Below are 24,981 nucleotides of genomic sequence, written 5' to 3'. Positions count from 1 at the left end.
AACAGGGCCGGGGCGGCGTCGGCCGCCCCATCCGTCGCTAGGCCCGCGCTGCTTCGAGCGCGTGGGTGTTGCCGTTGAGGCCGGCACAGAGATCGTCGATCTCGGCCACGTCGAGGGCGCTGCCGGCCGTCTCGGCGATGGTGTCGATCAGATGATCCTGCTCGGGGTCGAACGGATGTCCCTGCATCCGGTAGAACTGATAGTAGCGCAACGCCGCCAGAAGGGTGTCGCGTTCACGGGCCGTCACGGTGATGTTCTGCTTGGTCAATGGGCATCCCCCCTGGCTTGCAACGAACGTCGTTCGGGGCGCCGGGCGACTCGCCGAGGCGGTCCTTTTTACCGCCCGGAGCGCAGCGTCGTCCACAGCTTGGCCGTAAGAAGGCGAAGCCGGCTCTGCATCCTCGAGGGGCGGCACGGCCGCCGACGACAGGCGAAGGCCTTGCCGCTCAACGCGTTGGGGGGCGGCGTGCAGCGGTGAAAATTCGAGCAGCCGGGTCTCAGGCCGCCTCGGAACCGATGGTCGCCAACGCGGCGGCCACCTCGTCCGGATCGAGCCGGCGCAGCACCGGCCCGGAGGTCCAGACCAGCATCGGCACGATGGTACGGTCCGGGTAGATCGTCTGCAGGAGCGTTGCATAGAGCGCGATCTGCGCCGCCTCAGCCGCCGGCAGCGGCGCATCCTCGGCCGGCGGGCGGCCGGTCTTGAAGTCGCAGACCAGCACCCGGTCGCCGTCGAGGGCGAGGCGGTCGACCCGGCCGAACACGCGCCGCACCTCGCCGCCGAGCACGATGCTGCCCGAGAGCGCCACCTCGGCCCGGGCCTCCCGGGTGAAGAGCGGCGCGAGGTCCGGCTCCGCGAACAGGCGCAGGCAGGCCGCCACCAGCGCGTCCCGTTTGGGCTTCGGCATGGACGGCGCGCGCGCCGCCACGAAGTGGGCGGCGGCGTCCGTCCGCCTGTCCGGCGCCAGCCGCGGCAGGTGCTCCACCAGGGAGTGGATCAGCTTGCCGCGTTGCCGCGCCTCGGCGGCGGCCTGCCGCCTGCCGGGATCGGGCCGGCCGTCGGCGGCCGAGAGCGCGCCCGAGGGGCTAACCGGTGGCGCCGGTTCGCGCTCCGGCGCGGCCCGGCGGTGGAGCCAGTCCGGAAGGCGCGCGTCGGCGACGGATGACGCCGACCCCTCTTCGGGCGCGGTCAGGCCGGCCGTGCCGTCGCGCCAGAGCGTGACCGGTCCGTGACCGGTTTCCAGGGTCTCGCCCGGCCCGAGGCCGCGCTCCAGGCCGATCCGCACCATCTCGCACCACGAGGCCGGCGTTTCGAGGGTGGCACCGCGATAGGGGGCGATCACGAGGTGGTCTGCCGCCCGGGTCATCGCGACGTAGAGCAACCGGTTGTGTTCTTCGCGAGAACGGGCGTGCAGGGTCTCGCGGGCCTCCGCCGTCGCGGACGAATCCTGCATGCGGCCCGAGACCCAGACCGGCAGCAGCGGGTCGCCGCCCGGTGCGGCTCCGAGCGCGAGCAGCGGCGGGTCGTTGCGCCCGAGCGGCTCGCAGCCGTCGATCACCACGACGAGGGGCGCCTCAAGGCCCTTGGCGCCGTGCACGGTCATCACCCGGACCTCGTTGCGGCCGGATTCCATGTCGCGCTTGACGGTATGGCCGGATTCGCCCCGGCCGGGCCGCGCGACGTAGCGGGCGAGGAAGGCGTCGAGGCTCGGCGCATCGCTGCCGCCCTCGAACGCCTGGGCGGCTGCGAGAAACACGTCGATGGCGTCGCCCGCCTCGCCGCCGAGCCGGGACACCAGCGCCCTGCGGCCGCCGAGCGGCCCGAGCAGCGCGGCGTAGAAGCCGAACGGCCCCTCCGCCGCCGCGAGCCCGATCCAGGTCGCGAGCTTGTCGAGGCCGAGCCTGGCCGCCGCGTTGCCGCCCGCGGCATGGCGTGTGAGCGCGTCTTCCAGCGTCTCCGCCTCGGGGCGGCGGCTCGCGATGGTCACGAGGTCGTCGTCGGTGAGCCCGACCAGCGGCGTCTTGAGGGCGGTGGCGAGGGTCAGGTCGTCGGCCGGGAGCAGCCCGGCCCGGCCGGCCGCCACGAGATCGAGCACGGCGATGTGGCCGGCCATCTCGAGCCGGTCCTGGCCCGCCACGGGCACGCCATGACCCTTCAGCGCCCGGATCACCTCCTCGAAGGCCGCCGAGCGCTTGCGCACCAGGATCAGCACGTCCCCCGGCCGCCAGACCCGGCCGCAGACGTCGCCCGTGGTGGTCCAGGCGCGCACCGCGGCAGCGATGCGCCGGGCCACCGCGATCGGCGGGGCGTTGGCCTCGGGCGCGTCGACGGGCGCGGCCCAGGCGTCGGGGTCGGGCTCCTCGGCCGGTTCGGCGATCGGCCAGATCTCGACCGAACCGAGGGCGTCGCCGCGGGCCGAGCCGTGGACGGTGCCGGTGGCTTTGTCGTCGAAGGACAGGCCTTCGTAGTGCTCCGGCAGGGCGAACACCGCGTCCACCGCTCGCAGCACGCCGGCCGCGGAGCGGAACGAGAGGGTGAGGCCGACATCCGCGAAAGGCAGATCGATCGCGCCGGCGGCCTTGCGCCAGTCCCGGCGGGTTTCCTCGAACTGGCGCGGCTCGGCCCCCTGAAAGCTGTAGATCGACTGCTTGGGATCGCCGACCGCGAAGCGGGTGCGCAGGATCTCACGGGACCCCTCGCCCGCCGCGAACTCGGCGGTGATGCGGCGCAGGATCTCCCATTGCTCGGGATTGGTGTCCTGCGCCTCGTCGACGAGCACGTGGTCGATGCCGCGATCGAGCTTGTACAGCACCCAGGTCGCGTCGACCCGGCGCAGCAGGTCGACGGTCTTGTGGATCAGGTCGTCGAAATCGAGCGCGCCGAGCCGCGCCTTCCGGGCCTCGACCCGGCGATGGATCTCTGCGGCGAGCACGAACAGCGCGCGCGTGCGGGCATGGGTCCGCGCCGCCCGCAACCGGTCGAACAGCGGGACGAGCCGCGCCTGCTCCTCGGCGAGCGTCTCCCGCACGTCCTCCGGCACCGCCTTGGTGCCAAAGCTCTTCCGGGGCTCGTCCTTGTCGGTGAAGAAGACCGAACGATAGGCCTCCAGCGCCTCCGGCCGGGCCGCCGCCTCGCCGGTTGCGATCAGTCCGTCCGCAATGCGTTCGTCGGTGACCTTGCCCGTCCGCAGCCGGCCGGCGAGATCCGTGTCGCCGGCAAGGCCGCCCGCGAGGATGCGGTCTTCGACCGTGGCGACGCTCTCGCCCACCGCCAGCCCAAGGGCCCGCGCAAGGTCGGCGAGGCCCGTCTCCAGGGTGCGGCCGGCATCGGCGAAGAAGCCGCGCTTGCGCATCGCGCCGCGCAACGCCTCGCGAAGCGCATCTCCCGCGGCCTCCGGCCCGACCACGTCCAGGGCCATGTGGAGGTCGGGGCGGCTGCCGAGCACGGCATCGGCCAGCACCGAATCGGTCTCGACGGCGAAGGCCTCGCGGGTCTGGTTCTCGTCGAGCACCTCGAAGCGTGCCGGCACGTTGGCCTCGAACGGGAACATGTGCAGTAGCCGCTCGCAGAGCGCGTGCAGCGTCTCGATCTTGAGGCCTCCGGGCGTCTCCACCGCGCGGGCGAACAGCCGGCGCGCGAGGCTCAAGCCCTTCCGCGATGGCCTGTCGCCGGTGAGTTCCACGAGTTCTGAGGTGAGCGCGTCATCGTCGAGCGTCACCCAGCGGCCGAGGCGCTGAAACACGCGGATCGACATGTTGGCCGCCGCCGCCTTGGTGAAGGTGAGGCAGAGGATGCGCCCGGGCGGCGCGCCGTCGAGCAGCAGCCGCAGCACCCGGTCGGTGAGCACCTTGGTCTTGCCGGCGCCCGCGTTGGCCGAGACCCAGGCCGAGACATGGGGGTCTGCGGCCCGGCGCTGGGAGGCCTGCGTCTGCGGGTCGACGACGAAGCGGGCGGTCACCGTGCAGCTTTCCGTCCGGGCGTTCCGAACTCGGGAATCGATCGCTCCTCCGCACGTGGTTCGATGGTCTCCACGCGCATAGTCAAGTTGAGCGACTTCAGGACGCCGATGACGGTGCCGAGCTCCGGATTGCCCTTGTCCGACAGAGCCCGGTACAGCGCTTCCCGCGCGAGACCGGTGTCGCGTGCGATCTGTGTCATGCCCCTGGCCCGCGCCACGTCACCGATGGCCGATGCAATCAGCTTCGGGTCGCCATCCTCGAAGGCGGTATTGAGGTAGGCCTGGATCGCGTCCTCATCATCGAGATATTCGGAAGGATCCCAGTCAGTCAGATCGATCGACATCTTTGGCCTGCCTCTTGAGTTCCTGGCCGATGATGTCCGCCAGTGCCTTGGCGGCCTTGATGTTGCGCGGCTGGTCGGCCTTGTCGCCTCCGATCAGAACGGTCGTCCCATCCGCGAAGACTTTATAATACACGCGGTATCCGGGGCCGACATCGATCTTGAGTTCGCTGACACCGTCACCGACAGGGGCCGCGTAACCTGGGTTGCCCATGTCGAGCCGCTTCAGGCGGCCGTTGATGACACCGACCGCCGCCCTGTCGCGAAGCCCCCTGATCCATGCCCTGAACTGATCGGTCTGTTTGAGCATCGTGCTGCCACGCCCGTAACCTGCAAGTTACAGCATGGCGCCGGTGTTGTCATGGGCAGCCTTTGCACCAACCAGCACCTCCCCAGGCGACGTCCGCCGGGCTAGGCTGTCACAAGCGGTGCGAAAATCAAAAAAGGGGTCGCACCACGGCACTTCCATCGCGTCTTCAGCGAGGCCAGCCCCATGAAGGTCGACAAGCACGATCCGTTCGATTTCGCAGCCCGGCGGCATATCGGCCCGAAGCTCTCGGAGATCGCCGAGATGCTGGAGGTGGTGGGCGCCAAAACCCTGCACGCGCTCATCGACGAGACGCTGCCGCCGGACATCCGGCAGGCGGAGTACATCGATTTCGGGCGTTCGCTCACGGAGCGGCGGGCGATCGAGCGGATGCGGGCGACGGCGAACAAGAACCGGCTGCTCGTCTCGCTGATCGGCCAGGGCTACCACGGCACCACGATGCCGCCGGCCATCCAGCGCAACATCTTCGAGAACCCGGCCTGGTACACGGCTTATTCGCCCTACCAGCCGGAGATCAGCCAGGGGCGGCTCGAGGCGCTGATCAACTTCCAGACGCTGGTCTGCGACCTGACTGCCCTCGACGTCGCCAACGCCTCGCTGCTCGACGAGGCCACCGCCGCGGCGGAGGCGATGGGCATGGCCAGGCGCATCGCCACGAACGGCCAGACGACCTTCTTCGTCGACCGGGAATGCCTGCCCCAGACCATCGCGGTGCTGAAGACCCGCGCCGCGCCGTTCGGCTGGCAGATCGAGGTCGGAGACCCGTTTTCGGACTTGGACCCGTCGAAGGTCTTTGGCGCGATCTTCCAGTATCCGGGCGTCTGCGGCGCGATCCACGATTTTTCGGACGCGATCGCGGCGCTCCACGACGCCGGGGCGGTGGCGGTGATGGCGGCCGATCCGCTGGCGCTGACGGTGCTGAAGGCGCCGGGCGAGATGGGCGCCGACATCGCCATCGGCTCGATGCAGCGCTACGGCGTCCCGATGGGCTATGGCGGCCCGCACGCCGCCTACATGGCAACCCGCGACGCGCACAAGCGCGGGCTGCCGGGCCGGCTCGTCGGCGTCTCGGTGGATGCCCGCGGCAACCGCGCCTATCGCTTGGCGCTCCAGACGCGCGAACAGCATATCCGCCGGGAGAAGGCGACCTCGAACATCTGCACCTCCCAGGTGCTGCTGGCCGTGATCGCCTCGATGTACGCGGTCTATCATGGGCCGCTCGGGCTGAAGGCCATCGCGCTCCGCGTCCACCGCGACGCCGTGCGCCTCGCCGAAGGGCTGGAAGCCTTGGGCTTCGACGTTCAGCCAAAAAATTTCTTCGACACGATTGCCGTCGAGGTCGGAGCCTTCCAGGGCGTCATCCTGCGCAGCGCCGTCGAGAACGGCGTGAACCTGCGCAAGATCGGCGCGGACCGCATCGGCATCTCGGTCGACCAGCGCACCCGGCCGGACATCGTCCAGGCGGTGTGGCGGGCGTTCGGGGGACAGGCGCTCGACTACGACGAGGCCTATCCCGAGCAACGGTTGCCCAAGGCGCTGGAGCGGACCTCGGAGTACCTCACGCACCCGATCTTCCACATGAACCGGGCCGAGAGCGAGATGACGCGCTACATGCGCCGTCTCAGCGACCGCGACCTGGCGCTCGACCGGGCGATGATCCCGCTCGGCTCCTGCACGATGAAGCTCAACGCCACCGCCGAGATGCTGCCGATCTCCTGGCCGGAGTTTTCAGAAATCCACCCCTTCGTGCCCGACGACCAGGCGCTCGGTTACAAGGAGCTGATCGACGACCTCAGCCAAAAGCTCTGCGACATCACCGGCTACGACGCGATCTCGATGCAGCCGAACTCGGGGGCGCAGGGCGAATATGCCGGCTTGCTCGCGATCCGGCGCTACCACATCTCGAGGGGCGAGGGGCACCGCACCGTCTGCCTGATCCCCTCCTCGGCCCACGGCACAAACCCGGCCTCGGCACAGATGTGCGGCATGAGCGTCGTGGTGGTCGGCGCCGACGCGCACGGCAACATCGACGTCGACGACTTTTCACGCAAGGCCGAGCAGCACACCGAAAACCTCGCGGCCTGCATGATCACCTATCCCTCGACGCATGGGGTGTTCGAGACCCGCGTGCGCGAGATCTGCGACATCGTCCACGGCCATGGCGGACAGGTCTATCTCGACGGAGCGAACCTGAACGCGCTGGTCGGCCTCGCCCGCCCTGGCGACATCGGGGCCGACGTCAGCCACCTCAACCTGCACAAGACCTTCTGCATTCCCCATGGCGGCGGCGGGCCGGGCATGGGACCGATCGGCGTCAAGGCGCACCTGATTCCCTTCCTGCCGAGCGATCCACGCTCGGGCGAGGAGGGCGCGGTCTCGGCCGCCCCCTTCGGCTCGGCCTCGATCCTCCCGATCTCGTGGAGCTACTGCCTGATGATGGGCGGGCGCGGCCTGACCCAGGCGACACGGGTGGCGATCCTCAACGCCAACTACATCGCCAAGCGGCTCGAGGGCGCCTATCCGATCCTCTATTCGGGCCGGAACGGCCGCGTGGCGCACGAATGCATCGTCGACGTCCGGCCGTTCCAGAAGAGCGCCGGAATCAGCGTCGACGACGTCGCCAAGCGCCTGATCGATGCCGGTTTCCACCCGCCGACCATGAGCTGGCCGGTGGCCGGCACTCTGATGATCGAGCCGACGGAATCCGAGACCAAGGGTGAGATCGACCGGTTCTGCAACGCGATGCTGGCGATCCGCGACGAGATCCGGGCGATCGAGGAGGGGCGGATGGACCGGGCCAACAACCCGCTCAAGCACGCGCCGCACACGGTGCAGGACCTGATCGGCGCCTGGGAGCGGCCCTATTCCCGCGAGGCCGGCTGCTTTCCGGGCGGATCGCTCCGCATGGACAAGTACTGGCCGCCGGTGAACCGAGTCGACAACGCCTATGGCGACCGAAATCTGGTGTGCTCGTGTCCGCCGGTGGAGGCTTATACCGAGGCGGCGGAGTAGGGATCCGGAAACCCTCTCCCCTCTGCGGGAGAGGGTGGCCCGCGGAGCGGGTCGGGAGAGGGGAGCACCGTTTCAGGAGAGGGCGCTCCCCTCTCCCGACCCCTGCTGATGCAAGGGCCACCCTCCCCCGCAGAGGGCGGGAGGGGATTCTTGCTCAATCGTCGAGTTCATCCGCGCTCGGCTTGACCGTCTCCAGGATCCGTTCGGCGACGAGGCCGGAATTCTGGCGGATCGAGGCTTCGATCTTGTCGGCGATGGCCGGGTTGTCGCGCAGGAAGCCCTTGGAGTTCTCGCGGCCCTGGCCGAGGCGCTGGCTGTCGTAGGAGAACCAGGCGCCGGACTTCTCGACGATGCCGGCCTTCACGCCGAGGTCGATCAGCTCGCCGACCTTCGACACGCCCTCGCCGAACATGATGTCGAACTCGACCTGCTTGAAGGGCGGCGCGACCTTGTTCTTGACGACCTTGACGCGGACCTGGTTGCCGATGGCCTCGTCGCGATCCTTCAGGGTCGAGATGCGGCGGATGTCCAGGCGGACCGAGGCGTAGAACTTGAGCGCGTTGCCGCCGGTGGTGGTCTCCGGCGAGCCATACATCACGCCGATCTTCATACGGATCTGGTTGATGAAGATGACCATGCACTTCGAGCGCGAGATCGAGCCGGTGAGCTTGCGCAGGGCCTGGCTCATCAGGCGGGCCTGAAGACCGGGCTGGCTGTCACCCATCTCGCCTTCGATTTCGGCGCGCGGCGTAAGGGCCGCCACCGAATCGATCACGAGCACGTCGATGGCGCCCGAGCGAACGAGGGTGTCGGTGATCTCCAGCGCCTGCTCGCCGGTATCGGGCTGCGAGATCAGCAGGTCGTCGAGCTGGACGCCGAGCTTGCGCGCATAGACCGGGTCGAGGGCGTGCTCGGCATCGACGAAGGCGCAGACGCCACCCGTCTTCTGAGCCTCGGCGATCGTGTGCAGCGCCAGCGTGGTCTTGCCCGAGGATTCCGGCCCGTAGATCTCGATGACGCGGCCGCGGGGCAGGCCGCCGACGCCGAGCGCGATGTCGAGCCCGAGCGACCCGGTGGACACGGTCTCGACCTCCGCGATCTTGTCGTTCTTGCCGAGCCTCATGATCGAGCCCTTGCCGAAGGCACGCTCGATCTGGGACAGCGCGGCGTCGATCGCCTTCGACTTGTCCTTATCCATCGTCGAGGGTTCCACCATCTTCAGCGCGGGCTGGGCCATCAGTCGGGCATCCTTATGCATGGGGCGGACGGCGTTCTCAATGCGGCGCCGCAGCGGATTTCGTACCCTTTTTGTTCTCTTTCGGCAAGATGCCGGCCGGATGAAAGTTCGATATTCGTTCTACAGGAGCGAGCAACCGCTCAGGGCACCGGCACCTGCAGCGGCTTGTTCGTGTCGACCACGTAGACCGACAGGATCTTCAACGTCGTGCTGCCGACGTTGGCGTAGCCGGCATGGGGCACCTCGCGCAGGTTGATGCCGTGCTCGCCCGCCGGCCGGGCCTTGACGTCCTTGCCGGGTGTCTGCGCCGTGCCGCCTTCGAGGACGTAGAAGGCTTCCTCGCCGTTGTGGAAGTGGCGTTGGGAGGTCGCCCCGGGCGGGATCTCGACGAGCTGCATGACGACTTCCTTGCCCGCGACGCCCGAGACCGGCGTGCGGCCGAGTTCGGTCCGTTTCACCTCCTGGGCCGAGGCGCTGCCGGCCGCGAGCACGGCAAGGGTTGCGATCACACGGACGAGACGATGACGGGGCATGAGCGTTCCTCGATTTTCATCGAGGATGGCACGGGTTTGCCGTGCACGAAAACGCCCACCGGAAGCAGGCTTCCAGCAGGCGCAGAAATCGTTTCGACCCGCCGGAGCGGGCAAATCCCAAAAAATCAGTTGGCGCCGAGTACGTGCTTGGCTTCGCGCAGCTGCACGATCTGGCCGTTGAGCTGCTCGCGCTTCTCGAGGTCTTCCGTGGCGTCGCGGGCGAGCTCGGCGGCCTCGATCTCCTTGTCGATCACACCTGCGTTGACCTCCTCGATCGGCGCGGCGCGCTCGGCGAGGACGGTGACAGAGTTCGGGCCGATATCGGCGAAGCCGCCCTGGACGTAGATGCGCTTGCCGCTGCCGGCCTTCTCGGTGACCGTGATCACCCCGACCTTGAGGGTGGTCAGCACGGGCGCGTGGCCCGGCAGCACGGTCATCTCGCCCTCGGTGCCGGGGATCTGAACGGCCTCGACCTCGCCGGAATACAGCGTCCGCTCGGGGCCGACGAAATCGAAGTGGAAGGTGGCCATAGCGCGTCCGTCAGTTCATTTGCTGTTGCAAGACGTTATCGGAAAACCGGTTCCCACTTTTCCGCGTCATGCACCGATGAGTGTGTCAGCGCCGGCCGCGGTCGGCGACGAAACCGGCCCCGAAGCCGACGACCGCGCCGATGAGGGCGAACAGGCCGACATGCTGGAGCTGGCCGGTGGTCAACTCGCCGCCGCGGGCGCCCGCGACGGAATCCTTGTCCTGGACCTCGAGGCTGAGAGGTCCGATCTTGATCTCGGCGGCCTGGGGCCGGGTCAGGTAGCCGGCAAGGCCGCCGACCACGAGTCCGACCATCAGAAGGACGATCTTGGCGTTCATACCGGTGTGCTTTCAGGCGTCGAGTCTGGAAATCCGACGCCGAAAGCGCCCCGAGACCGGCAAAAAGTTATGCGGCGTCCTTGGCCAGCTTCTTGGCCTTTTCCTTGGCGTCCTCGATCGTGCCGACCATGTAGAACGCGGCCTCCGGCAGGTCGTCGTAGTCGCCGTTCACGAGGCCCTTGAAGCCCTTGATGGTGTCTTCCAGCGGCACCTGGATGCCCGGCGAGCCGGTGAACACCTCGGCGACCGAGAAGGGCTGCGAGAAGAAGCGCTCGATCTTGCGGGCGCGGGCCACGGTCAGCTTGTCCTCTTCCGAGAGCTCGTCCATGCCCAGGATCGCGATGATGTCCTGGAGCGCCTTGTAGCGCTGCAGCGTCTGCTGAACGCGGCGGGCGACGTCGTAATGCTCCTCGCCGAGGATGGCGGGGGAGAGCATGCGCGAGGTCGAGTCGAGCGGGTCCACCGCCGGGTAGATGCCCTTCTCGGCGATCGAGCGCGACAGCGTCGTGGTTGCGTCCAGGTGGGCGAAGGAGGCGGCGGGCGCCGGGTCGGTCAAGTCGTCGGCCGGCACGTAGATGGCCTGAACCGAGGTGATCGAGCCCTTGGTGGTGGTGGTGATGCGCTCCTGCAGAGCGCCCATGTCGGTCGACAGGGTCGGCTGGTAGCCCACGGCCGAGGGGATGCGGCCGAGAAGCGCCGAGACCTCGGAGCCGGCCTGCGTGAAGCGGAAGATGTTGTCGACGAAGAACAGCACGTCCTGGCCCTGATCGCGGAAATCCTCGGCGATCGTCAGGCCGGTCAGCGCAACGCGCGAGCGGGCGCCGGGGGACTCGTTCATCTGGCCGTAGACCAGTGCGCATTTGGAGCCCTCGGCCGAGCCGCCGTTCTCCTTCGGGTCCTTGTTGACCTTGGACTCGATCATCTCGTGGTAGAGATCGTTGCCCTCGCGGGTACGCTCGCCGACGCCGGCGAAGACCGAGTAGCCGGAGTGCACCTTCGCGATGTTGTTGATCAGCTCCATGATCAGCACGGTCTTGCCGACGCCGGCGCCGCCGAACAGGCCGATCTTTCCGCCCTTGGCGTAGGGGGCGAGCAGATCGACGACCTTGATGCCGGTGACGAGGATCTGCGACTCGGTCGACTGTTCGGTATAGGCCGGGGCCGGCTGGTGGATGGCGCGCAGCGTGTCCGAGTGGATCGGGCCGGCCTCGTCGATCGGCTCGCCGATGACGTTCATGATGCGGCCGAGCGTGTTGTGGCCGACCGGCACCCTGATCGGCGCGCCGGTGTCGGAGACCTCCTGGCCGCGCACGAGGCCTTCCGAGGTGTCCATCGCCACGCAGCGGACGGTGCTCTCGCCGAGCTGCTGGGCAACTTCGAGGACGAGGCGGTTGCCCTGGTTGGTGGTCTCGAGCGCGTTCAGGATCTCCGGCAGGTGGCCGTCGAACTGCACGTCGATCACCGGACCGATGACCTGGGTGATGCGGCCCTTGGAGGTGTTGGCGGGGGAAGCGGTGTTCGCCATGGAGAGCGTGTCCTTCAGATGATCTGTTGCGTCGCGCTCCCTGGCGACGAACCGGCATCCGGCCCGTCGGAGAGCGCCCTGTGGGTCAGAGCGCTTCCGCGCCCGAAATGATCTCGATGAGTTCCTTGGTGATCATGGCCTGACGCGTGCGGTTGTAGATCTGCGTCTGCTTCTTGATCATCTCGCCCGCGTTGCGCGTGGCGGAATCCATGGCGCTCATGCGCGAGCCCTGCTCGGAGGCGGCGTTCTCGAGGAGCGCCTTGTAGATCTGCACCGTGAGGTTCTTCGGCAGCAGCGTCGTGAGGATCGCCTCCTCGCTCGGCTCGAACTCCATGGCGGCATCCGCGGAGGCGCCGGTCGTGGTCTTGCCGTCGGTGCTCGGCAGCTCGGCCGGGATCAGCTTCTGCGCCGTCGGCACCTGCGAGATCACCGACTTGAACTGCGAATAGAACAGGGTCGCCACGTCGAACTCGCCGGCATCGAAGCGGGCGAGGATCTTGTCCGCGATCTCGCTGGCGAAGGCGTAGTCCACCGGCTTGGTGCCGCGGATGTCGATGTTCTCGACGATCTCCGCCCGGAACTGCCGGCGGAGCATGTCGTAGCCCTTCTTGCCGACGGTGAAGATCTTGACCGTCTTGCCTTCGCTCGCGAGCTTGCGGGCGTGCCGGGCGGCGAGGCGCGCGATCGACGAGTTGAAGGCGCCGCACAGGCCGCGATCGGCCGTGCAGACCACGAGCAGGTGGGTCTTGTCGTCACCCGTGCCGGAGAGCAGCTTCGGGGCGCCGACGCCGCCGACGAGGTTCGCGGCGAGGTTGCCGAGCGTCGCGGACATCTTTTCCGCGTAGGGCCGGCCGCTCTCGGCGGCGTTCTGGGCGCGTCGCAACTTGGCGGCGGCGACCATCTGCATGGCCTTGGTGATCTTCTGCGTCGACTTCACCGAAGTGATGCGATTCCGCAGATCCTTCAAACTCGGCATCGAGGAATATCCAGACCGGTTCCGAGAGCCCTCTCCTCCCCCTTGTGGGGAGGAGCCGGAGGTGGGGGTGGTTCAGGATGGGGCGTGGTGGTGCCGTCTGCGCCACCCCCACCCCGACCCCCTCCCCACAAGGAGGAGGGGACGAGCCTTAGTTGAACGACTTGGAGACGCTCTCGACCACGCTCTTGAGCTTGCCGGCGCTGTCGTCCGACAGGTCCTTCGAGTCGCGGATCGCGCCGAGGAGGTCGGCGTGCTTGGAGCGCAGGGTCTCGAGCAGCTTGTCCTCGAAGGGACGCACCTTGCTGACCGCCATCTTGTCGAGATAGCCGTTCACGCCAGCATAGATCACGGCGACCTGCTCTTCCATCTTCAGCGGGGCGAACTGCGCCTGCTTCAGGAGCTCGGTGAGGCGCGAGCCGCGGTTCAGGAGCTTCTGCGTCGAGGCGTCGAGGTCAGAGCCGAACTGCGCGAAGGCCGCCATCTCGCGGTACTGCGCGAGCTCGCCCTTGATCTTGCCGGCGACCTTTTTCATCGCCTTGGTCTGGGCCGAGGAGCCCACCCGCGAGACCGAGAGGCCGACGTTCACCGCCGGGCGGACGCCCTGGTAGAACAGGTCGGTCTCGAGGAAGATCTGGCCGTCGGTGATCGAGATCACGTTGGTGGGGATGTAGGCCGAGACGTCGTTGGCCTGGGTCTCGATGACGGGGAGCGCGGTGAGCGAACCCTTGCCGGCGGCGTCGCCCATCTTGGCGGCGCGCTCGAGCAGGCGCGAGTGGAGGTAGAACACGTCGCCGGGATAGGCCTCGCGGCCCGGCGGGCGGCGCAGCAGCAGCGACATCTGGCGGTAGGCGACGGCCTGCTTGGACAGGTCGTCGTACACGATCACGGCATGCATGCCGTTGTCGCGGAAGTACTCACCCATGGCGCAGCCGGCGAAGGGCGCGATGAACTGCATCGGGGCCGGGTCGGAGGCGGTAGCCGCGACGATGATCGAGTATTCCAGGGCGCCCTGGTCCTCGAGAACCTTCACGAACTGGGCGACGGTGGAGCGCTTCTGGCCGATGGCGACGTAGACGCAGTAGAGCTTCTGGCTCTCGTCGTCGCCCTGGTTGAGCGGCTTCTGGTTGAGGATGGTGTCGAGGGCGATCGCGGTCTTGCCGGTCTGGCGGTCGCCGATGATCAGCTCGCGCTGGCCGCGGCCGATCGGGATCAGCGCGTCGACGGCCTTGAGGCCGGTGGCCATCGGCTCGTGCACGGACTTGCGCGGGATGATGCCCGGCGCCTTGACGTCGACGCGGCGGCGCTCGGTCGACTGGATCGGGCCCTTGCCGTCGATCGGGTTGCCGAGGCCGTCGACCACGCGGCCGAGCAGGCCCTTGCCGACCGGAACGTCCACGATGGCGCCGGTGCGCTTGACGGTCTGGCCTTCCTTGATCTCGCGGTCCGAACCGAAGATCACGACGCCGACATTGTCGTTCTCGAGGTTCAGGGTCATGCCCTGCACGCCCGATTCGAACTCGACGAGCTCGCCGGCCTGGACCTTGTCGAGGCCGTAGACGCGGGCGATGCCGTCACCGACGGCGAGCACCTGCCCGACCTCGGAGACTTCGGCGGCTTCGCCGAAATTCTTGATCTGCTCTTTGAGGATCGCGGAGATCTCGGCGGGGCGGATGTCCATCGTCGGGCCTTCTTATGAGTGTCGGACGTCTGTCGCGTGTTCGGATGAGCCGTGCGGCGTGCCGGATCAGGCGGCGCGCATGGCGAGGCGGATACCGTTGAGCTTGGTCCGCAGGGATGCGTCGACCATGCGGGAGCCGATCTTGACGACGATGCCGCCGATCAGGCTCGGATCGACCTTGAGGTCGAGCTCGATCTCGGAGCCGGCGACCTCGCGCAGCGTCGCCGCGATCTCCTGGATCAGGGCGTCGGAGGGCTTTTCCGCGACGCGGACCTCGGCGCGCACGATGCCCTTCGATTCCCGCACCTTTTCGCGATACCCGCGGATCATGTCGGGGAGGGCGAAGAGGCGGCGGTTGGCGGCCGTGAGCTTGATGAAGTTAGCGGCGATGCCGTCGATGCCGGCCTTGGCCAGGATCGCCTCGATCGCGGGCCTCTGCTGCTCGGCCGTGTAGGCCGGGCTCCTCACCAGGCGGCGCAGGTCGTCGCTCTCGTTGTAGAGGGCGTCGAACTGGTCGAGATGCCGGGCGACCTCGTCGATCTGCTTCTCGTCGCGCGCCAGCTCGAACAGGGCGAGCGCGTAGCGACCTGCCACGCCGGAGACCAGGGTACCGTCGGAACCGCTCTGCGCCACCTGCCCGCTCTCTTTTGTTTCGTGCCCGCCGGTTCCGCGGTCCGTGCCGACCCCTGTCGGGGCGGCGGCTCGGTGAACCGTGAAAAATGGGAATGCGCCGGCTGTGCGGGCGGGTGACGACACCCCCCCTGCAGCGCGGGGTGGCCGTAGCATGGCACCGTCGCTCCGCGCAAGGCGACGGTTCCCCCGATTCCGACGCCCGGCGAGGGAATCGGCACAAGGGGTTAGCGGCAGCGCTCAGGCGCCCCGCAACAGGCGCAGCGGCCAGCCGACCCGCACCAGCGTCTCGTCGGGATCGGACAGCGAGAATTCGCGCATGCCCCAGGGCTTTTCCTCGACCCCGCCCGGCTCGATCGTCTCGCCGGCAAACCGCCGGGCAAGCGAATCGACGTCGGGTGCGTAGAGATAGAGCCCGAACGGATTGCGTCCCGGCACCAGCCAGCCCTCGACGGCGGCCGTGAGGTGCAGCATCGCCCCGGTCGGATGGGTCAGGATGCGGTAGCCGGCCTCGCCTGCGTCGCACGCGAAGCCGAGACGGGCGTAGAAGGCCTGGGAGGCGTCGAGGTCGTTGGAGGGCAGGATGGCGACGAGAGCCGGTTCGATGTCCATGCGCTCCTCCCATAGGCCATGAACGCAGCGAAGCACTGCGGCGGGGAGCATACCCTCTTCATCGCCGACGCGCTCCTTCCCCGGACGGGTGTAGCGTCAGCGGAAGCCGATCCGGGGCCCAGCACGACAAGCCGCGAAGCGTCGAGACGTCGGCACCGTTCGCATCGAACCGCTGACGCGGCCCTTCTTTCGCTAGATCCCGGATCGCCTTCCGCTGACGCTTCAGGCGTCCGGGAAAGGGCGGAGCAGTTCGATCACTTGCCTTCAGACCCGCTCATCGAGCCACGCGCGGGTTTCGTGGCCGGGGGGCAGGCAGCGCCGGGCGCCGCGGGCGAGGGTCGGATAGGTCACGGCCCCGCCGCGCACGAGATCGCCGATCGTCTCGATCTCGGCCTCGTCGAAGAAGGCGCGCACGTGATGCGCGTAAGGAGCCGGCACGCGCTCCGCGTTCAGCGCGGCGAGCAGCGTCGGTCCGTCGATCGGATCGCGTGCGGACGCGTTGATGTGGCGGACGGCAAGGGCCAGCGGGCGCTCCGCGGCCGGGATCGGCAATGCGGCCATAGGATCGCCTCGGGTAAAGGCGGCCGGGTCCGACAAACGATCAGATCCAGCCTTGGAGCTCCCGCCTTACCACGCTCTCGATCACCCGCATGCCGAGATCGGAATCGTTGAGGCAGGGGATGAAGGCGTAGTGCTCGCCGCCGTTCTCCTCGAAATAATGGCGGTTCTCGCCGTCGAGCTCTTCCAGCGTCTCCAGGCAGTCGGCGGTGAAGCCCGGGGCGACGATCGCCATGCGCTTCACGCCGGACTTGGCCAGGGCCATCACCGTCTCGTCGGTATAGGGCTTGAGCCATTCCTCGTTGCCGAAGCGCGACTGGAAGGTGACGCGCATCTTCTCGGTCGAGTAGCCCAGCTTCTCCCGGATCAGCCGGCCGGTCTTGAGGCACTGGCAATGGTAGGGGTCGCCCTTGAGCAGGTAGCTCTTGGGCACCCCGTGGAACGAGGTGAGGATCACCTCCGGCTCGAAGTCGAGCTTGGCCAGGCCTTCCCGAATCGAATCGGCCATCGCTTCGATGTAGACCGGGTCGTCGTGATAGGGCGGCGAGACCCGCACGGTGGGCTGCCAGCGCATCTGCATCAGCGCCTTGAAGGCCTGGTCGCAGGCGGTGGCCGAGGTCGCGGCGGCGTATTGCGGATAGAGCGGCACCAGCAGGATGCGGTCGCAGCCCTCGTCCAGCATCGCCTGGATTCGCACCGAGACCTCCGGCTTGCCGTAGCGCATGGCCCAGTCGACGAGCACCGTGTCGCCCATCGCCACCTGAAGTTTTTCCGACTGGCCGCGGGTGATGGTCTTCAGCGGGCCCTCGTCGCGCTCCTTGTTCCAGACGCTGTCGTAATCCTTGCCCTTGGGGCCGGGGCGCTTCGTCAGGATGATCAGGTTCAGGAGCGGCCACCAGATCAGGCGCGGCACCTCGATGACGCGGCGGTCCGACAGGAATTCCTTGAGATAGCGGCGCATCGGCCAATAGCTGGTGCCCTCGGGCGTCCCGAGATTCATCAGCAGCACGCCGACGCGGCCACTCTTCACCACCGGATGGTCCGGGGGCACGGTGGGGGCCACGATCTTCGACGAGACCCGGCTGTGCGGGTGCAGGGTCTTGGGCTCGACGCGTTCGTTCATCACGCTTCCGGTCACGGCAGGGCGTCTCCCCGCAGACGATCAACGCCGATATGGGGAACGCGGTCCGGTTGTCTGCAGGCTAATCTTGCGCCAAAGCGCGCAGTGTGCCGGCCTCGGGGTGTCATCGGACGATCCTCGAGCCGCCCCTGATCGTGTTTTCGCCACACGACCCGATCACACATCGCCCGAAATCGCCCCGGAGGCCAGCGCGGCATGCCGTCCCCCCACTATTTCCTGAAGCATTTCGTGCCGTTCACGGGCTACCCGTACAAGGGCGCGCCGGCCGCCTGCAACCTGTGCGGTTCGCACGAGGCGATCACCGTCGCGGAAACGGACCGGCGGCTCAAGACGCTGAAATCCATCGCCTGCGTCCAGTGCGGCCTGATCCGCACCGACCCGATGCCGACGCCGGACGAGCTCGCCGAGTACTACACCACCTCCTACCGCGCCGATTACCAGCTCGCCTTCTCCGGCGGCCCGCCGCGCCACCACCTCAACCGCTCGGCCCGCGAGGCGGTGTTCCGCGCCGACCTGCTCGCCGCCAAGCTCGTGCCCGGTGCGCGGCTGCTCGATTTCGGCTCGGGCTCCGGCGAGTTCCTGGCCGAGGCGCGCCGACGCGGCTGCGAGGCCATCGGCGTCGAGCCGGGCCGCGACTACGCGACCTACGCCCGCGAGCATCACGGGGTCGAGGTGCTGGACGAGGCGGAGAATCCGAGCCGTTTCCCCGCCGGGCATTTCGACGTCATCTCGACGCACCACGTGCTGGAGCACCTGCGCAACCCGGCCGAGGCCGTGGAGCGACTGGCCGGCTGGCTGAAGCCCAACGGAGTGCTCTACGCCGCCGTGCCGAACATGGCCGCCACCGGCAAGCCGCCGCACGAGCGCTTCCACTTCGCCCACGTGCACGGCTACGTCCGCGAGACCTTCGACCTGCTGGCCCGCCGCGCCGGCCTCGTGCCGCACACCGATTACTGGCGCGAGGACACCACGGTGGTCTACCGCAAGACCGACGCCCCCGTCGGCCGCCTCGCCAACCCGGGCCTCGCCGAACGCCTCGCCGTCGACCTCAAGCCGATGCCGGCCGGAATCTACCTCGCTTCCGGCGCCTGGATCTGGCCGGCGATCCGCCGCAACGCCAAGGCCGTGCGGGACGGGCTGGCCAAGCGCTAGGGCATCTGCGATTCGGCGGCGATGCCTCACGGACCCGTCGTCGACTCCCTCGAAGCGTTTCGCGCCAGCGGTTCGCCCTGGCTCGCGCTGCCGTTCTTTTCGGATGGGGGTGCCGAGGCCGTCGCCGAGCGGATCGACGCCCGCGTCGCCGACGGCGCGCAGATCCTGCCGTTGCCCAACGACATCTTCCGCGCGCTGACGCTCACGCCTCTCGACCGCGTGAAGGCGGTGATCCTCGGGCAGGATCCCTATCCGACGCCGGGCGACGCCAACGGCCTCGCCTTCTCCTATGTCGGCCCGCGCCGCCTGCCGGCCTCGCTCAAGGTGATCCTTGCAGAGGTCGTCGAGGCGGCGAAGGGTGAGAAGCCCGTCTTCACCAGCGGCGACCTCACACCCTGGGCCGGGCAGGGCGTGCTGCTGCTGAACGCCGCGCTGACCGTGGAGGCCGGCAAGGCCGGCGCGCATCTGCGGCTCGGCTGGTCGCGGCTGGCGGACGAGGCGGTGGCGGCTGTCTCGGCCAGGATGTCGCCCTCGGTCTTCCTGCTCTGGGGCGCCCAGGCCCGCGCACGGGAGCCGCTGATCGACACCACCCGCCACGGCGTCATCGCCTCGGGCCACCCCTCGCCGCTCAACCGCGCCCGCGACTTTCCGGGCTCGCGGCCGTTCGCGCGGGCGAACGCCTGGTTGGAGGAGCGCGGACTGGCGCCGATCGACTGGCAGCTCGAGTAGCGTTCAGCGAGTCGGCGGAATGGCCGGCTGCCGTGTGGCCGCCATCGCCGCCGCTCTGCCCGCAGCCGCGTAGAGGTCGAGCCGCGAATACAGCCCGAAGGCGGAGCCATCATCCAGAAAGCCGCCGCCCGGTCCGAGGGTCGCCGTCAGGATGGCGTTGGCCTCATCGAGCGTCAGGGACGGGAAGGCCGCCGTGAGAAGATAGCCGGCTTCGGGCGCGGTCTTGCCGACATCGATCGCCCGGTCGGCGGTGGCCGGATGGACCACCGGCAGGCCGTAGGTCTGCGTGGCGTCGTAGAAGGCGCGGTTGGCCGAGGCATCCTTGAACCGGCCGGTATCGGTCGCGGCGCAGGCGGCGATGGTGCCGCCGCAATTCGCGGTGAGGAAGGCCGTGAGATCCGTGCGCGCCGCCGCCAGGGCAGCCGGATAGTCGGCGATGCCGACGCCGTCACCCTCGCTCCGGCCCATGGCATCGATGACGGCCGGGTTCTTGCGGACCTGCCCGACATAGGCCGGATCGTTGGCCAGGAGATGCGCCACCGCGTGCAACGCCACGCTGCGCCCGCCGAGCACGTCCATGGCGTAATGCGCGCCGACCACGATGCGGTTGTTGCCGTATTCGGCCGCCCGCACGATCATCTGCTGGTAGCGCTCCGGCACCAGGATCGCGAGGAGCAGGGACTCGGTGTAGCCGTAGGTGGTGTGGCCGCTCGGATAGGACGGGCTGTCCGTCAGGTTCTGGCTCGGCCCGCGCAGCCAGTCGAGGCTGTGCGACGGATGCCCGAAATAGTCCGAGCCGCGATACGCGACGAGGATCGGGTCGGTCTGGAACGGCCGCGAATTGCCGAAGGCGTCGGCGCCGATGCTGCCGGCGAGGCGGCCATAGGCCTTGCCGAACACGTCGGTGGTGCCGCCTGTCGCGGTGAGGATCGCCGCGGCCGCCAGCGAGACCGGCTCCTTGCCGTCGGTGGTGGCGTTGGCGAAGAAGTATTTGCCGGCGTTCGAATCCGACTTGGCGACGTTGTTGGTGTAGCCGATCAGGTCGGCCAGGGCCTTCGAAACGCTCGAAAAGTCCTTGTAGGTCTCGTAGCGGGCCTTGGCCTGGTAGGCGCCGCCGAGGCTCGTCCCCAACCCGTCGGCGAGTTCCGTGGCGTTGCCGTCGGTGATGAAGGCGTCGCGCAGGGCGAGTTGCCGCTGCTCGGCGAAGGGCAGGAGGGTCGGCTGCCCGAGTGCGCCGGTCTGGATGCCGCCGGTCACGCTCAGGTTCGCGTCGAGCGCCGCCTGACCTTCGGGCGTCTTCAGGAGAAGGCCGACCGGGGCGAGCCCCTTCAGGGCGGTGATGTTCGCCGCCGACTGCGCCTCTAAGCGCAGCGGGACCAGGGCCGTCAGGAGCGCGAGCCCGATTGCCGTGCGGTGGCCCATGGAACTCTCCCGTCGTGGTGCCGGCCACAGCGAGGCGGCCGATTCACCGCCCTGCTCTCACCGCATGCGGTGAAAGAGATATGACAGGAGCGCCGGAATTCGAAACCGGCGGTGCACTTCGCCGGGGGCTCGCGATCTTCGGCTGATCCTATTGCCCTCTCGTGCGTTGAACACGCCGAAGAGCGACATCACCCGAGGGTATCCCAATGAACCACGACGCACTGAAACGCGAGACTGACGCCGCCCTGGCAGCGGAAGCGCGGGCGCATCGGCCCTCGCTGCGCTCGGACGGATCCGTCAGCGACGGGGTCCGGCACGAACAAGCCCGCGTCTTCCGCATGAACGGCGGCATCGAAAAGGTCGGCGATCGCGCCGGCCAGACCCGCTCGGTCGGCTTGCGCCAGGGCTGAGGTTTTCGGCAGCCCGCCGACACTTCGGCAAAAGTCTGCGTTGAACAGGTGGCGGCGGCAAGCCGCCGCCTACCCCGCCGTCAGCGCCGCGACGATCGCCTCCAAAGCCGCGTCGGCCCCGGCCCCGTTCGGACCACCGGCCTGAGCCATGTCGCGGCGGCCGCCGCCGCCCTTGCCGCCGAGATGGCCGGCACCGGCGCGGACGAGGCCGACGGCGTCGTAGCGTTCGGCAAGATCCTCGGTGACGCCCACGACCAGCCCGGCCTTGCCGTCGGCCGCGACGCCGACGATGGCGACGATGCCGGAGCCGAGCCGGGTCTTGCCCTCGTCGGCGAGGCTCTTGAGATCGCGCATCTCGACGCCCTCGACTACACGCGCCATCAGCTTTACGCCGGAAATCTCGCGGGTGCCGTCGTCGCTGCCGCCAGCCGTCCCTCCACCGCCGCTCATCGCGAGCTTCTTGCGGGTGTCGGTGAGTTCGCGCTCCAGGCGGCGGCGGTCCTCGACGAGGGCGGCGATGCGGTCGGTGACGTCGGCGACGGGCGCCTTGAGCAGGCCGGCGAGCTGGCTCAGCGTCCGGCTCTCGTCGGCACGGTGCCGCCGGGCGCCGTGTCCGGTCATCGCCTCGATGCGGCGGACGCCCGCGCCGACAGCGCTCTCGCCGAGCACGGTGATCTGGCCGATATCGCCGGTGCGGCCGACATGCGTGCCGCCGCAGAGCTCGATCGAGAAGTCGGCGAGGCGGCCGCCCTCGACCTCCGTGCCTGCGTCGTCGACCGGCTTGCCCATGGAGACGACGCGAACCTCGTCGCCGTATTTCTCGCCGAACAGAGCGCGCGCGCCGGATTCGATCGCCTCGTCCACCGCCATCAGCCGGGTGACGACGCTCTGGTTCTGGAGGAGCACCGCGTTGGCGATCTCCTCGACCTTGCGAAGCTCGTCGGCCTCGATGGGCTTGGGGTGGCTGATGTCGAAGCGCAGGCGGTCGGGCGAGACCAGTGAGCCCTTCTGCGCAACGTGGTCGCCGAGCACCTGGCGCAGGGCCTCGTGCAGCAGGTGGGTCGCCGAATGGTTGGCGCGGATCGCCGAACGGCGGCCGTGATCGACCTTCAGCTCAACCGCAGCGCCGAGGGCGAGCGTGCCGTCCACGACCTCGACATGGTGCACGAACAGGTCGCCGAGTTTTTTCTCTGTCGCCCTCACCCTGGCGCTCAGACCGGTGCCGGTGAGCGTGCCGGTGTCGCCGACCTGACCGCCGGATTCGCCATAGAACGGCGTCTGGTTGAGCACCGCGAGCCCGCTCTCGCCGGCCGACAAAGTCTCGACCTCGGCGCCGTCGCGCAGCAGCGCGCCGACGACGGCCTCGGCCTGCTCGCTGTCGTAGCCCAAAAATTCGGTGGCGCCGGTGCGCTCGCGGACGGCGTACCAGACCGTCTCGGTCGCCGCCTCGCCCGAGCCCTGCCACGCGGCGCGGGCCGCCTGCTTCTGGCGCAGCATCGCCGCGTCGAAGGTGGCCGTGTCCACGCCGATGCCGCGGGCCTTCAGGGCGTCCTGCGTCAGGTCGAGGGGAAAGCCGTAGGTGTCGTAGAGGGTGAAGGCGGTCTCGCCGGAGAGGTTCTGGCCGGAGCGGAGATCGCGCGTCTCGGTGTCGAGGATGGTCAGACCGCGCTCCAGCGTGCGGCGGAAGCGGGTCTCCTCCAGCCGCAACGTCTCGGAGATCAGCGGCTCGGCCCGGGTCAGCTCCGAGAAGGCCTGGCCCATCTCGCGGACCAGCGTCGGCACAAGGCGGAACATCGTCGGCTCGCGGGCGCCCAGCAATTCGAGGTGCCGCATGGCGCGGCGCATGATCCGGCGCAGCACGTAGCCGCGGCCCTCGTTCGAGGGCAGCACGCCGTCGGCGATCAGGAACGAGACCGAGCGCAGGTGGTCGGCGACCACCTTGTAGGAGGCGACGGTGGCCGGCTCCGGCGGCTTACCCACCACGTGGGCGACCGCGTCGATCAGTGCGCGAAAGAGGTCGGTCTCGTAGATGTTCGGCACGCCCTGGAGGATCGCGGCCATGCGCTCGAGGCCCATGCCGGTATCGATCGAGGGCCGCGGCAGGTCGCGACGGTCGCCCGGCGCGATCTGGTCGTACTGCATGAAGACGAGGTTCCAGAACTCGAGGAACCGGTCGCCGTCCTCGTCCGGGGAGCCGGGCGGGCCGCCCGCGAAGCTCTCGCCCCGGTCGATGAAGATCTCCGAGCAGGGGCCGCAGGGGCCGGTATCGCCCATCTGCCAGAAATTGTCGGACGTCCCGATCCGGATGATTTTCTGGTCCGAGAAACCTGCAATCTTCTTCCAGAGCGATGCCGCCTCGTCGTCGTCCGCATAGACGGTGACGAGCAGGTTGTCGGGCTTCAGCCCGAACTCCTTGGTGATCAGCGTCCAGGCCAGTTCGATCGCCTGCGGCTTGAAATAGTCGCCGAAGGAGAAGTTGCCGAGCATCTCGAAGAAGGTCAGGTGGCGCGCGGTGTAGCCGACATTGTCGAGGTCGTTGTGCTTGCCGCCCGCCCGCACGCACTTCTGCGACGAGGTCGCCTTCACGTACGGGCGCTTCTCGACACCCGTGAAGACGTTTTTGAACTGCACCATGCCGGCATTGGTGAACATCAGCGTCGGGTCGTTCTTCGGCACCAGCGAAGACGACGGCACGGCCGTGTGGCCGGCCTTCGAAAAATAGTCGAGGAAGGTCGACCGGATCTCGTTGACGCCGCTCATCGTGGATCGCTCGGGGGTCTGGAATCGCGTCCTGGGTCGGCCGAGCGCGCGTCACGCCCCGGCCATGCTCGCGTCCTCATAAGGAGGCGCGGACCCCGAGTCACGAGTGGTGTGCGGCTGGGGCTGCTTGTCGCCGGTGGCGGGCGCGTCTACCCCGCCGGGGCATGATGCGGTGAGGCGGGATCCGGGGGACCGGAACCGCCAGGCGCCGTCGACGACCTGAACCTCGCGTGGTTTCACGTGAAACCACGGCCTGCCCAGCCGCGCATAGAGGGCGAGATCGGACCGAATGCCTGCGGAAGCGACGTCAGCCGCCCCGGTGCCCCTCGGTTCCGGCCTCAGCTCGGAGGTATTCCTGCACGGCGCCGACCGGGTGCTGAAGCTCTACCGCGAACCGTCGGAGCCGGCCGCGATCGAGAACGAGTTCCGCGCGAGCGCGCTGGCTCACGAGCGCGGCCTGCCCGTGCCGCGGCCGATCGCGCTGCTGAAGCGGGACGGGCGCACCGGCATCCTGTTCGAGCGCCTGCACGGCCCGACCATGCTGCGCCGCTACGCGAAAAATCCCCTCGGCATGATGCTGGCGCTGCGCCGGCTCGCCGCGATCCAGCACGCGATCCACGCCCTGCCCGCCCCCGACCTGCCGGCGCAAACCGACCGCATCGCCCACGACATCGGCTGGGCCCGGGTCCCGGAGGCGACGCGGGACGCGGCTTTGGCCGTGCTCGATCGTCTGCCGCGGGGCGACGCGTTCTGCCACAACGACATCCACCCCGGGAACGTGCTGTGCACCCCCGGCGGCCTCGCCATCATCGACTGGCAGAAGGCCGGCACCGGATGCCCGGCCGCCGACGTCGCCCGCACCGAGCTGATGATCCGCTACGGCCGCCTCCCGAAAGCCGGCGAGGGCAACGCCGACCGGATCCGGGGCATCGCCGCCGACTGGTACGTCCGCTGCTACCGCCGGCTCGGCGGCGTCAGCCGCGCCGAGATCCGCGCCTGGCACCTGCCGCTGATGGTCGCCCGGCTCTGCGCGCGGCGCACCGACAAGGACGCGCAGATCCTGGGCGTGGTCGACCGGCTGCTGAGCGCGCGGCAGGGCGCCTGAACCTCG

At 68.8% G+C, this 24,981-nt stretch carries 22 protein-coding genes; 5 read left to right on the top strand and 17 right to left on the bottom strand.

Features of this window, described 5'->3' with window-relative positions; translation table 11 throughout:
• Positions 1-37: 37 nt before the first annotated feature.
• The 4 genes from MFF07_RS15670 to MFF07_RS15655 all read right to left on the bottom strand — a co-directional run bounded on the left by MFF07_RS15670 (position 38) and on the right by MFF07_RS15655 (position 4,610).
• Positions 38-268, bottom strand: a complete 231-nt coding sequence (locus MFF07_RS15670; protein WP_147817425.1) for a hypothetical protein — start codon at positions 266-268, stop codon at positions 38-40.
• 229 nt (positions 269-497) lie between these two features.
• Positions 498-3,959: a double-strand break repair helicase AddA gene (addA, locus tag MFF07_RS15665; protein ID WP_238232324.1), complete on the bottom strand. Its 3,462-nt coding sequence runs from the start codon at positions 3,957-3,959 to the stop codon at positions 498-500.
• Positions 3,956-4,303, bottom strand: coding sequence for an addiction module antidote protein (locus MFF07_RS15660; RefSeq protein WP_238232323.1), 348 nt, complete (start codon positions 4,301-4,303; stop codon positions 3,956-3,958). Before MFF07_RS15660 ends, addA begins: the two co-directional genes overlap by 4 nt.
• Positions 4,284-4,610: a type II toxin-antitoxin system RelE/ParE family toxin gene (locus tag MFF07_RS15655; RefSeq protein ID WP_147820230.1), complete on the bottom strand. Its 327-nt coding sequence runs from the start codon at positions 4,608-4,610 to the stop codon at positions 4,284-4,286. Before MFF07_RS15655 ends, MFF07_RS15660 begins: the two co-directional genes overlap by 20 nt.
• A 183-nt stretch (positions 4,611-4,793) precedes the next feature.
• Here MFF07_RS15655 and gcvP point away from each other — a divergent pair, with 183 nt between their 5' ends.
• Positions 4,794-7,640 (top strand): aminomethyl-transferring glycine dehydrogenase, encoded by a 2,847-nt coding sequence (gene gcvP, locus MFF07_RS15650; RefSeq protein ID WP_147820228.1) that lies wholly within the window; start codon positions 4,794-4,796, stop codon positions 7,638-7,640.
• 154 nt (positions 7,641-7,794) lie between these two features.
• Here the strand turns inward: gcvP and recA are convergent, their stop codons facing one another.
• The 11 genes from recA to hemH all read right to left on the bottom strand — a co-directional run bounded on the left by recA (position 7,795) and on the right by hemH (position 17,379).
• Entirely contained in the window at positions 7,795-8,856 is a 1,062-nt protein-coding gene (recA, locus tag MFF07_RS15645) for a recombinase RecA (RefSeq protein ID WP_373322366.1), read from the bottom strand.
• A 161-nt stretch (positions 8,857-9,017) separates the two neighbouring features.
• Positions 9,018-9,410 (bottom strand): cupin domain-containing protein, encoded by a 393-nt coding sequence (locus MFF07_RS15640; protein WP_147820225.1) that lies wholly within the window; start codon positions 9,408-9,410, stop codon positions 9,018-9,020.
• A gap of 125 nt (positions 9,411-9,535) precedes the next feature.
• Entirely contained in the window at positions 9,536-9,940 is a 405-nt protein-coding gene (locus MFF07_RS15635) for a F0F1 ATP synthase subunit epsilon (RefSeq protein WP_147819410.1), read from the bottom strand.
• Between the two features lie 85 nt (positions 9,941-10,025).
• The gene (locus MFF07_RS15630) at positions 10,026-10,277 is read right to left on the bottom strand and encodes a hypothetical protein (protein WP_147819408.1); all 252 of its coding nucleotides are present in this window, start codon (positions 10,275-10,277) and stop codon (positions 10,026-10,028) included.
• Between the two features lie 67 nt (positions 10,278-10,344).
• Positions 10,345-11,802 carry a F0F1 ATP synthase subunit beta gene (gene atpD, locus MFF07_RS15625; RefSeq protein WP_147819406.1) on the bottom strand — a complete coding sequence of 486 codons (1,458 nt, stop codon included), beginning with the start codon at positions 11,800-11,802 and terminating at the stop codon, positions 10,345-10,347.
• Positions 11,803-11,887: 85 nt separating this feature from the next.
• Positions 11,888-12,778, bottom strand: a complete 891-nt coding sequence (locus tag MFF07_RS15620; protein ID WP_147819404.1) for a F0F1 ATP synthase subunit gamma — start codon at positions 12,776-12,778, stop codon at positions 11,888-11,890.
• 148 nt (positions 12,779-12,926) lie between these two features.
• The gene (gene atpA / locus MFF07_RS15615; RefSeq protein WP_147818867.1) at positions 12,927-14,456 is read right to left on the bottom strand and encodes a F0F1 ATP synthase subunit alpha; all 1,530 of its coding nucleotides are present in this window, start codon (positions 14,454-14,456) and stop codon (positions 12,927-12,929) included.
• Positions 14,457-14,522: 66 nt separating this feature from the next.
• Positions 14,523-15,089: a F0F1 ATP synthase subunit delta gene (locus MFF07_RS15610; RefSeq protein ID WP_147818865.1), complete on the bottom strand. Its 567-nt coding sequence runs from the start codon at positions 15,087-15,089 to the stop codon at positions 14,523-14,525.
• 237 nt (positions 15,090-15,326) lie between these two features.
• The gene (locus MFF07_RS15605) at positions 15,327-15,698 is read right to left on the bottom strand and encodes a VOC family protein (RefSeq protein ID WP_147818863.1); all 372 of its coding nucleotides are present in this window, start codon (positions 15,696-15,698) and stop codon (positions 15,327-15,329) included.
• A gap of 264 nt (positions 15,699-15,962) precedes the next feature.
• Entirely contained in the window at positions 15,963-16,259 is a 297-nt protein-coding gene (locus MFF07_RS15600) for a hypothetical protein (RefSeq protein ID WP_147818861.1), read from the bottom strand.
• A gap of 40 nt (positions 16,260-16,299) precedes the next feature.
• Positions 16,300-17,379, bottom strand: a complete 1,080-nt coding sequence (hemH, locus tag MFF07_RS15595) for a ferrochelatase (protein ID WP_147818859.1) — start codon at positions 17,377-17,379, stop codon at positions 16,300-16,302.
• A 213-nt stretch (positions 17,380-17,592) separates the two neighbouring features.
• Between hemH and MFF07_RS15590 the strand changes: the two genes are divergently transcribed.
• Together MFF07_RS15590 and MFF07_RS15585 are read left to right on the top strand one after the other, a co-directional pair.
• Entirely contained in the window at positions 17,593-18,549 is a 957-nt protein-coding gene (locus tag MFF07_RS15590; RefSeq protein ID WP_147818857.1) for a class I SAM-dependent methyltransferase, read from the top strand.
• Positions 18,550-18,570: 21 nt separating this feature from the next.
• Positions 18,571-19,278, top strand: a complete 708-nt coding sequence (locus tag MFF07_RS15585; protein WP_238232322.1) for a uracil-DNA glycosylase — start codon at positions 18,571-18,573, stop codon at positions 19,276-19,278.
• Between the two features lie 3 nt (positions 19,279-19,281).
• Here MFF07_RS15585 and MFF07_RS15580 read toward each other — a convergent pair whose 3' ends face one another.
• Positions 19,282-20,700 (bottom strand): phosphatase PAP2 family protein, encoded by a 1,419-nt coding sequence (locus tag MFF07_RS15580; RefSeq protein ID WP_238232321.1) that lies wholly within the window; start codon positions 20,698-20,700, stop codon positions 19,282-19,284.
• 206 nt (positions 20,701-20,906) lie between these two features.
• Here MFF07_RS15580 and MFF07_RS15575 point away from each other — a divergent pair, with 206 nt between their 5' ends.
• Entirely contained in the window at positions 20,907-21,110 is a 204-nt protein-coding gene (locus tag MFF07_RS15575) for a hypothetical protein (protein WP_147818852.1), read from the top strand.
• A gap of 69 nt (positions 21,111-21,179) precedes the next feature.
• Here the strand turns inward: MFF07_RS15575 and alaS are convergent, their stop codons facing one another.
• Positions 21,180-23,870 (bottom strand): alanine--tRNA ligase, encoded by a 2,691-nt coding sequence (alaS, locus tag MFF07_RS15570; RefSeq protein ID WP_238232320.1) that lies wholly within the window; start codon positions 23,868-23,870, stop codon positions 21,180-21,182.
• Between the two features lie 289 nt (positions 23,871-24,159).
• Between alaS and MFF07_RS15565 the strand changes: the two genes are divergently transcribed.
• Positions 24,160-24,975: a phosphotransferase family protein gene (locus MFF07_RS15565; RefSeq protein ID WP_147818848.1), complete on the top strand. Its 816-nt coding sequence runs from the start codon at positions 24,160-24,162 to the stop codon at positions 24,973-24,975.
• Positions 24,976-24,981: the final 6 nt, after the last annotated feature.

The sequence above is a fragment of the Methylobacterium thuringiense genome (assembly GCF_022179645.1).
GTDB lineage: Bacteria > Pseudomonadota > Alphaproteobacteria > Rhizobiales > Beijerinckiaceae > Methylobacterium > Methylobacterium thuringiense.
Note: the sequence above shows the minus strand (reverse complement) of the source record. Positions and strands in the feature narration are given on the sequence as shown.

Coding starts and splice junctions, on each gene's coding strand:
- MFF07_RS15660 (WP_238232323.1), bottom strand. CDS start 4,303: ATGTCGATCGATCTGACTGACTGGGATCCTTCCGAATATCTCGATGAT.
- MFF07_RS15655 (WP_147820230.1), bottom strand. CDS start 4,610: ATGCTCAAACAGACCGATCAGTTCAGGGCATGGATCAGGGGGCTTCGC.
- gcvP (WP_147820228.1), top strand. CDS start 4,794: ATGAAGGTCGACAAGCACGATCCGTTCGATTTCGCAGCCCGGCGGCAT.
- recA (WP_373322366.1), bottom strand. CDS start 8,856: ATGGTGGAACCCTCGACGATGGATAAGGACAAGTCGAAGGCGATCGAC.
- MFF07_RS15640 (WP_147820225.1), bottom strand. CDS start 9,410: ATGCCCCGTCATCGTCTCGTCCGTGTGATCGCAACCCTTGCCGTGCTC.
- MFF07_RS15635 (WP_147819410.1), bottom strand. CDS start 9,940: ATGGCCACCTTCCACTTCGATTTCGTCGGCCCCGAGCGGACGCTGTAT.
- MFF07_RS15630 (WP_147819408.1), bottom strand. CDS start 10,277: ATGAACGCCAAGATCGTCCTTCTGATGGTCGGACTCGTGGTCGGCGGC.
- atpD (WP_147819406.1), bottom strand. CDS start 11,802: ATGGCGAACACCGCTTCCCCCGCCAACACCTCCAAGGGCCGCATCACC.
- MFF07_RS15620 (WP_147819404.1), bottom strand. CDS start 12,778: ATGCCGAGTTTGAAGGATCTGCGGAATCGCATCACTTCGGTGAAGTCG.
- atpA (WP_147818867.1), bottom strand. CDS start 14,456: ATGGACATCCGCCCCGCCGAGATCTCCGCGATCCTCAAAGAGCAGATC.
- MFF07_RS15605 (WP_147818863.1), bottom strand. CDS start 15,698: ATGGACATCGAACCGGCTCTCGTCGCCATCCTGCCCTCCAACGACCTC.
- MFF07_RS15600 (WP_147818861.1), bottom strand. CDS start 16,259: ATGGCCGCATTGCCGATCCCGGCCGCGGAGCGCCCGCTGGCCCTTGCC.
- hemH (WP_147818859.1), bottom strand. CDS start 17,379: ATGAACGAACGCGTCGAGCCCAAGACCCTGCACCCGCACAGCCGGGTC.
- MFF07_RS15590 (WP_147818857.1), top strand. CDS start 17,593: ATGCCGTCCCCCCACTATTTCCTGAAGCATTTCGTGCCGTTCACGGGC.
- MFF07_RS15585 (WP_238232322.1), top strand. CDS start 18,571: ATGCCTCACGGACCCGTCGTCGACTCCCTCGAAGCGTTTCGCGCCAGC.
- MFF07_RS15580 (WP_238232321.1), bottom strand. CDS start 20,700: ATGGGCCACCGCACGGCAATCGGGCTCGCGCTCCTGACGGCCCTGGTC.
- MFF07_RS15575 (WP_147818852.1), top strand. CDS start 20,907: ATGAACCACGACGCACTGAAACGCGAGACTGACGCCGCCCTGGCAGCG.
- alaS (WP_238232320.1), bottom strand. CDS start 23,870: ATGAGCGGCGTCAACGAGATCCGGTCGACCTTCCTCGACTATTTTTCG.
- MFF07_RS15565 (WP_147818848.1), top strand. CDS start 24,160: ATGCCTGCGGAAGCGACGTCAGCCGCCCCGGTGCCCCTCGGTTCCGGC.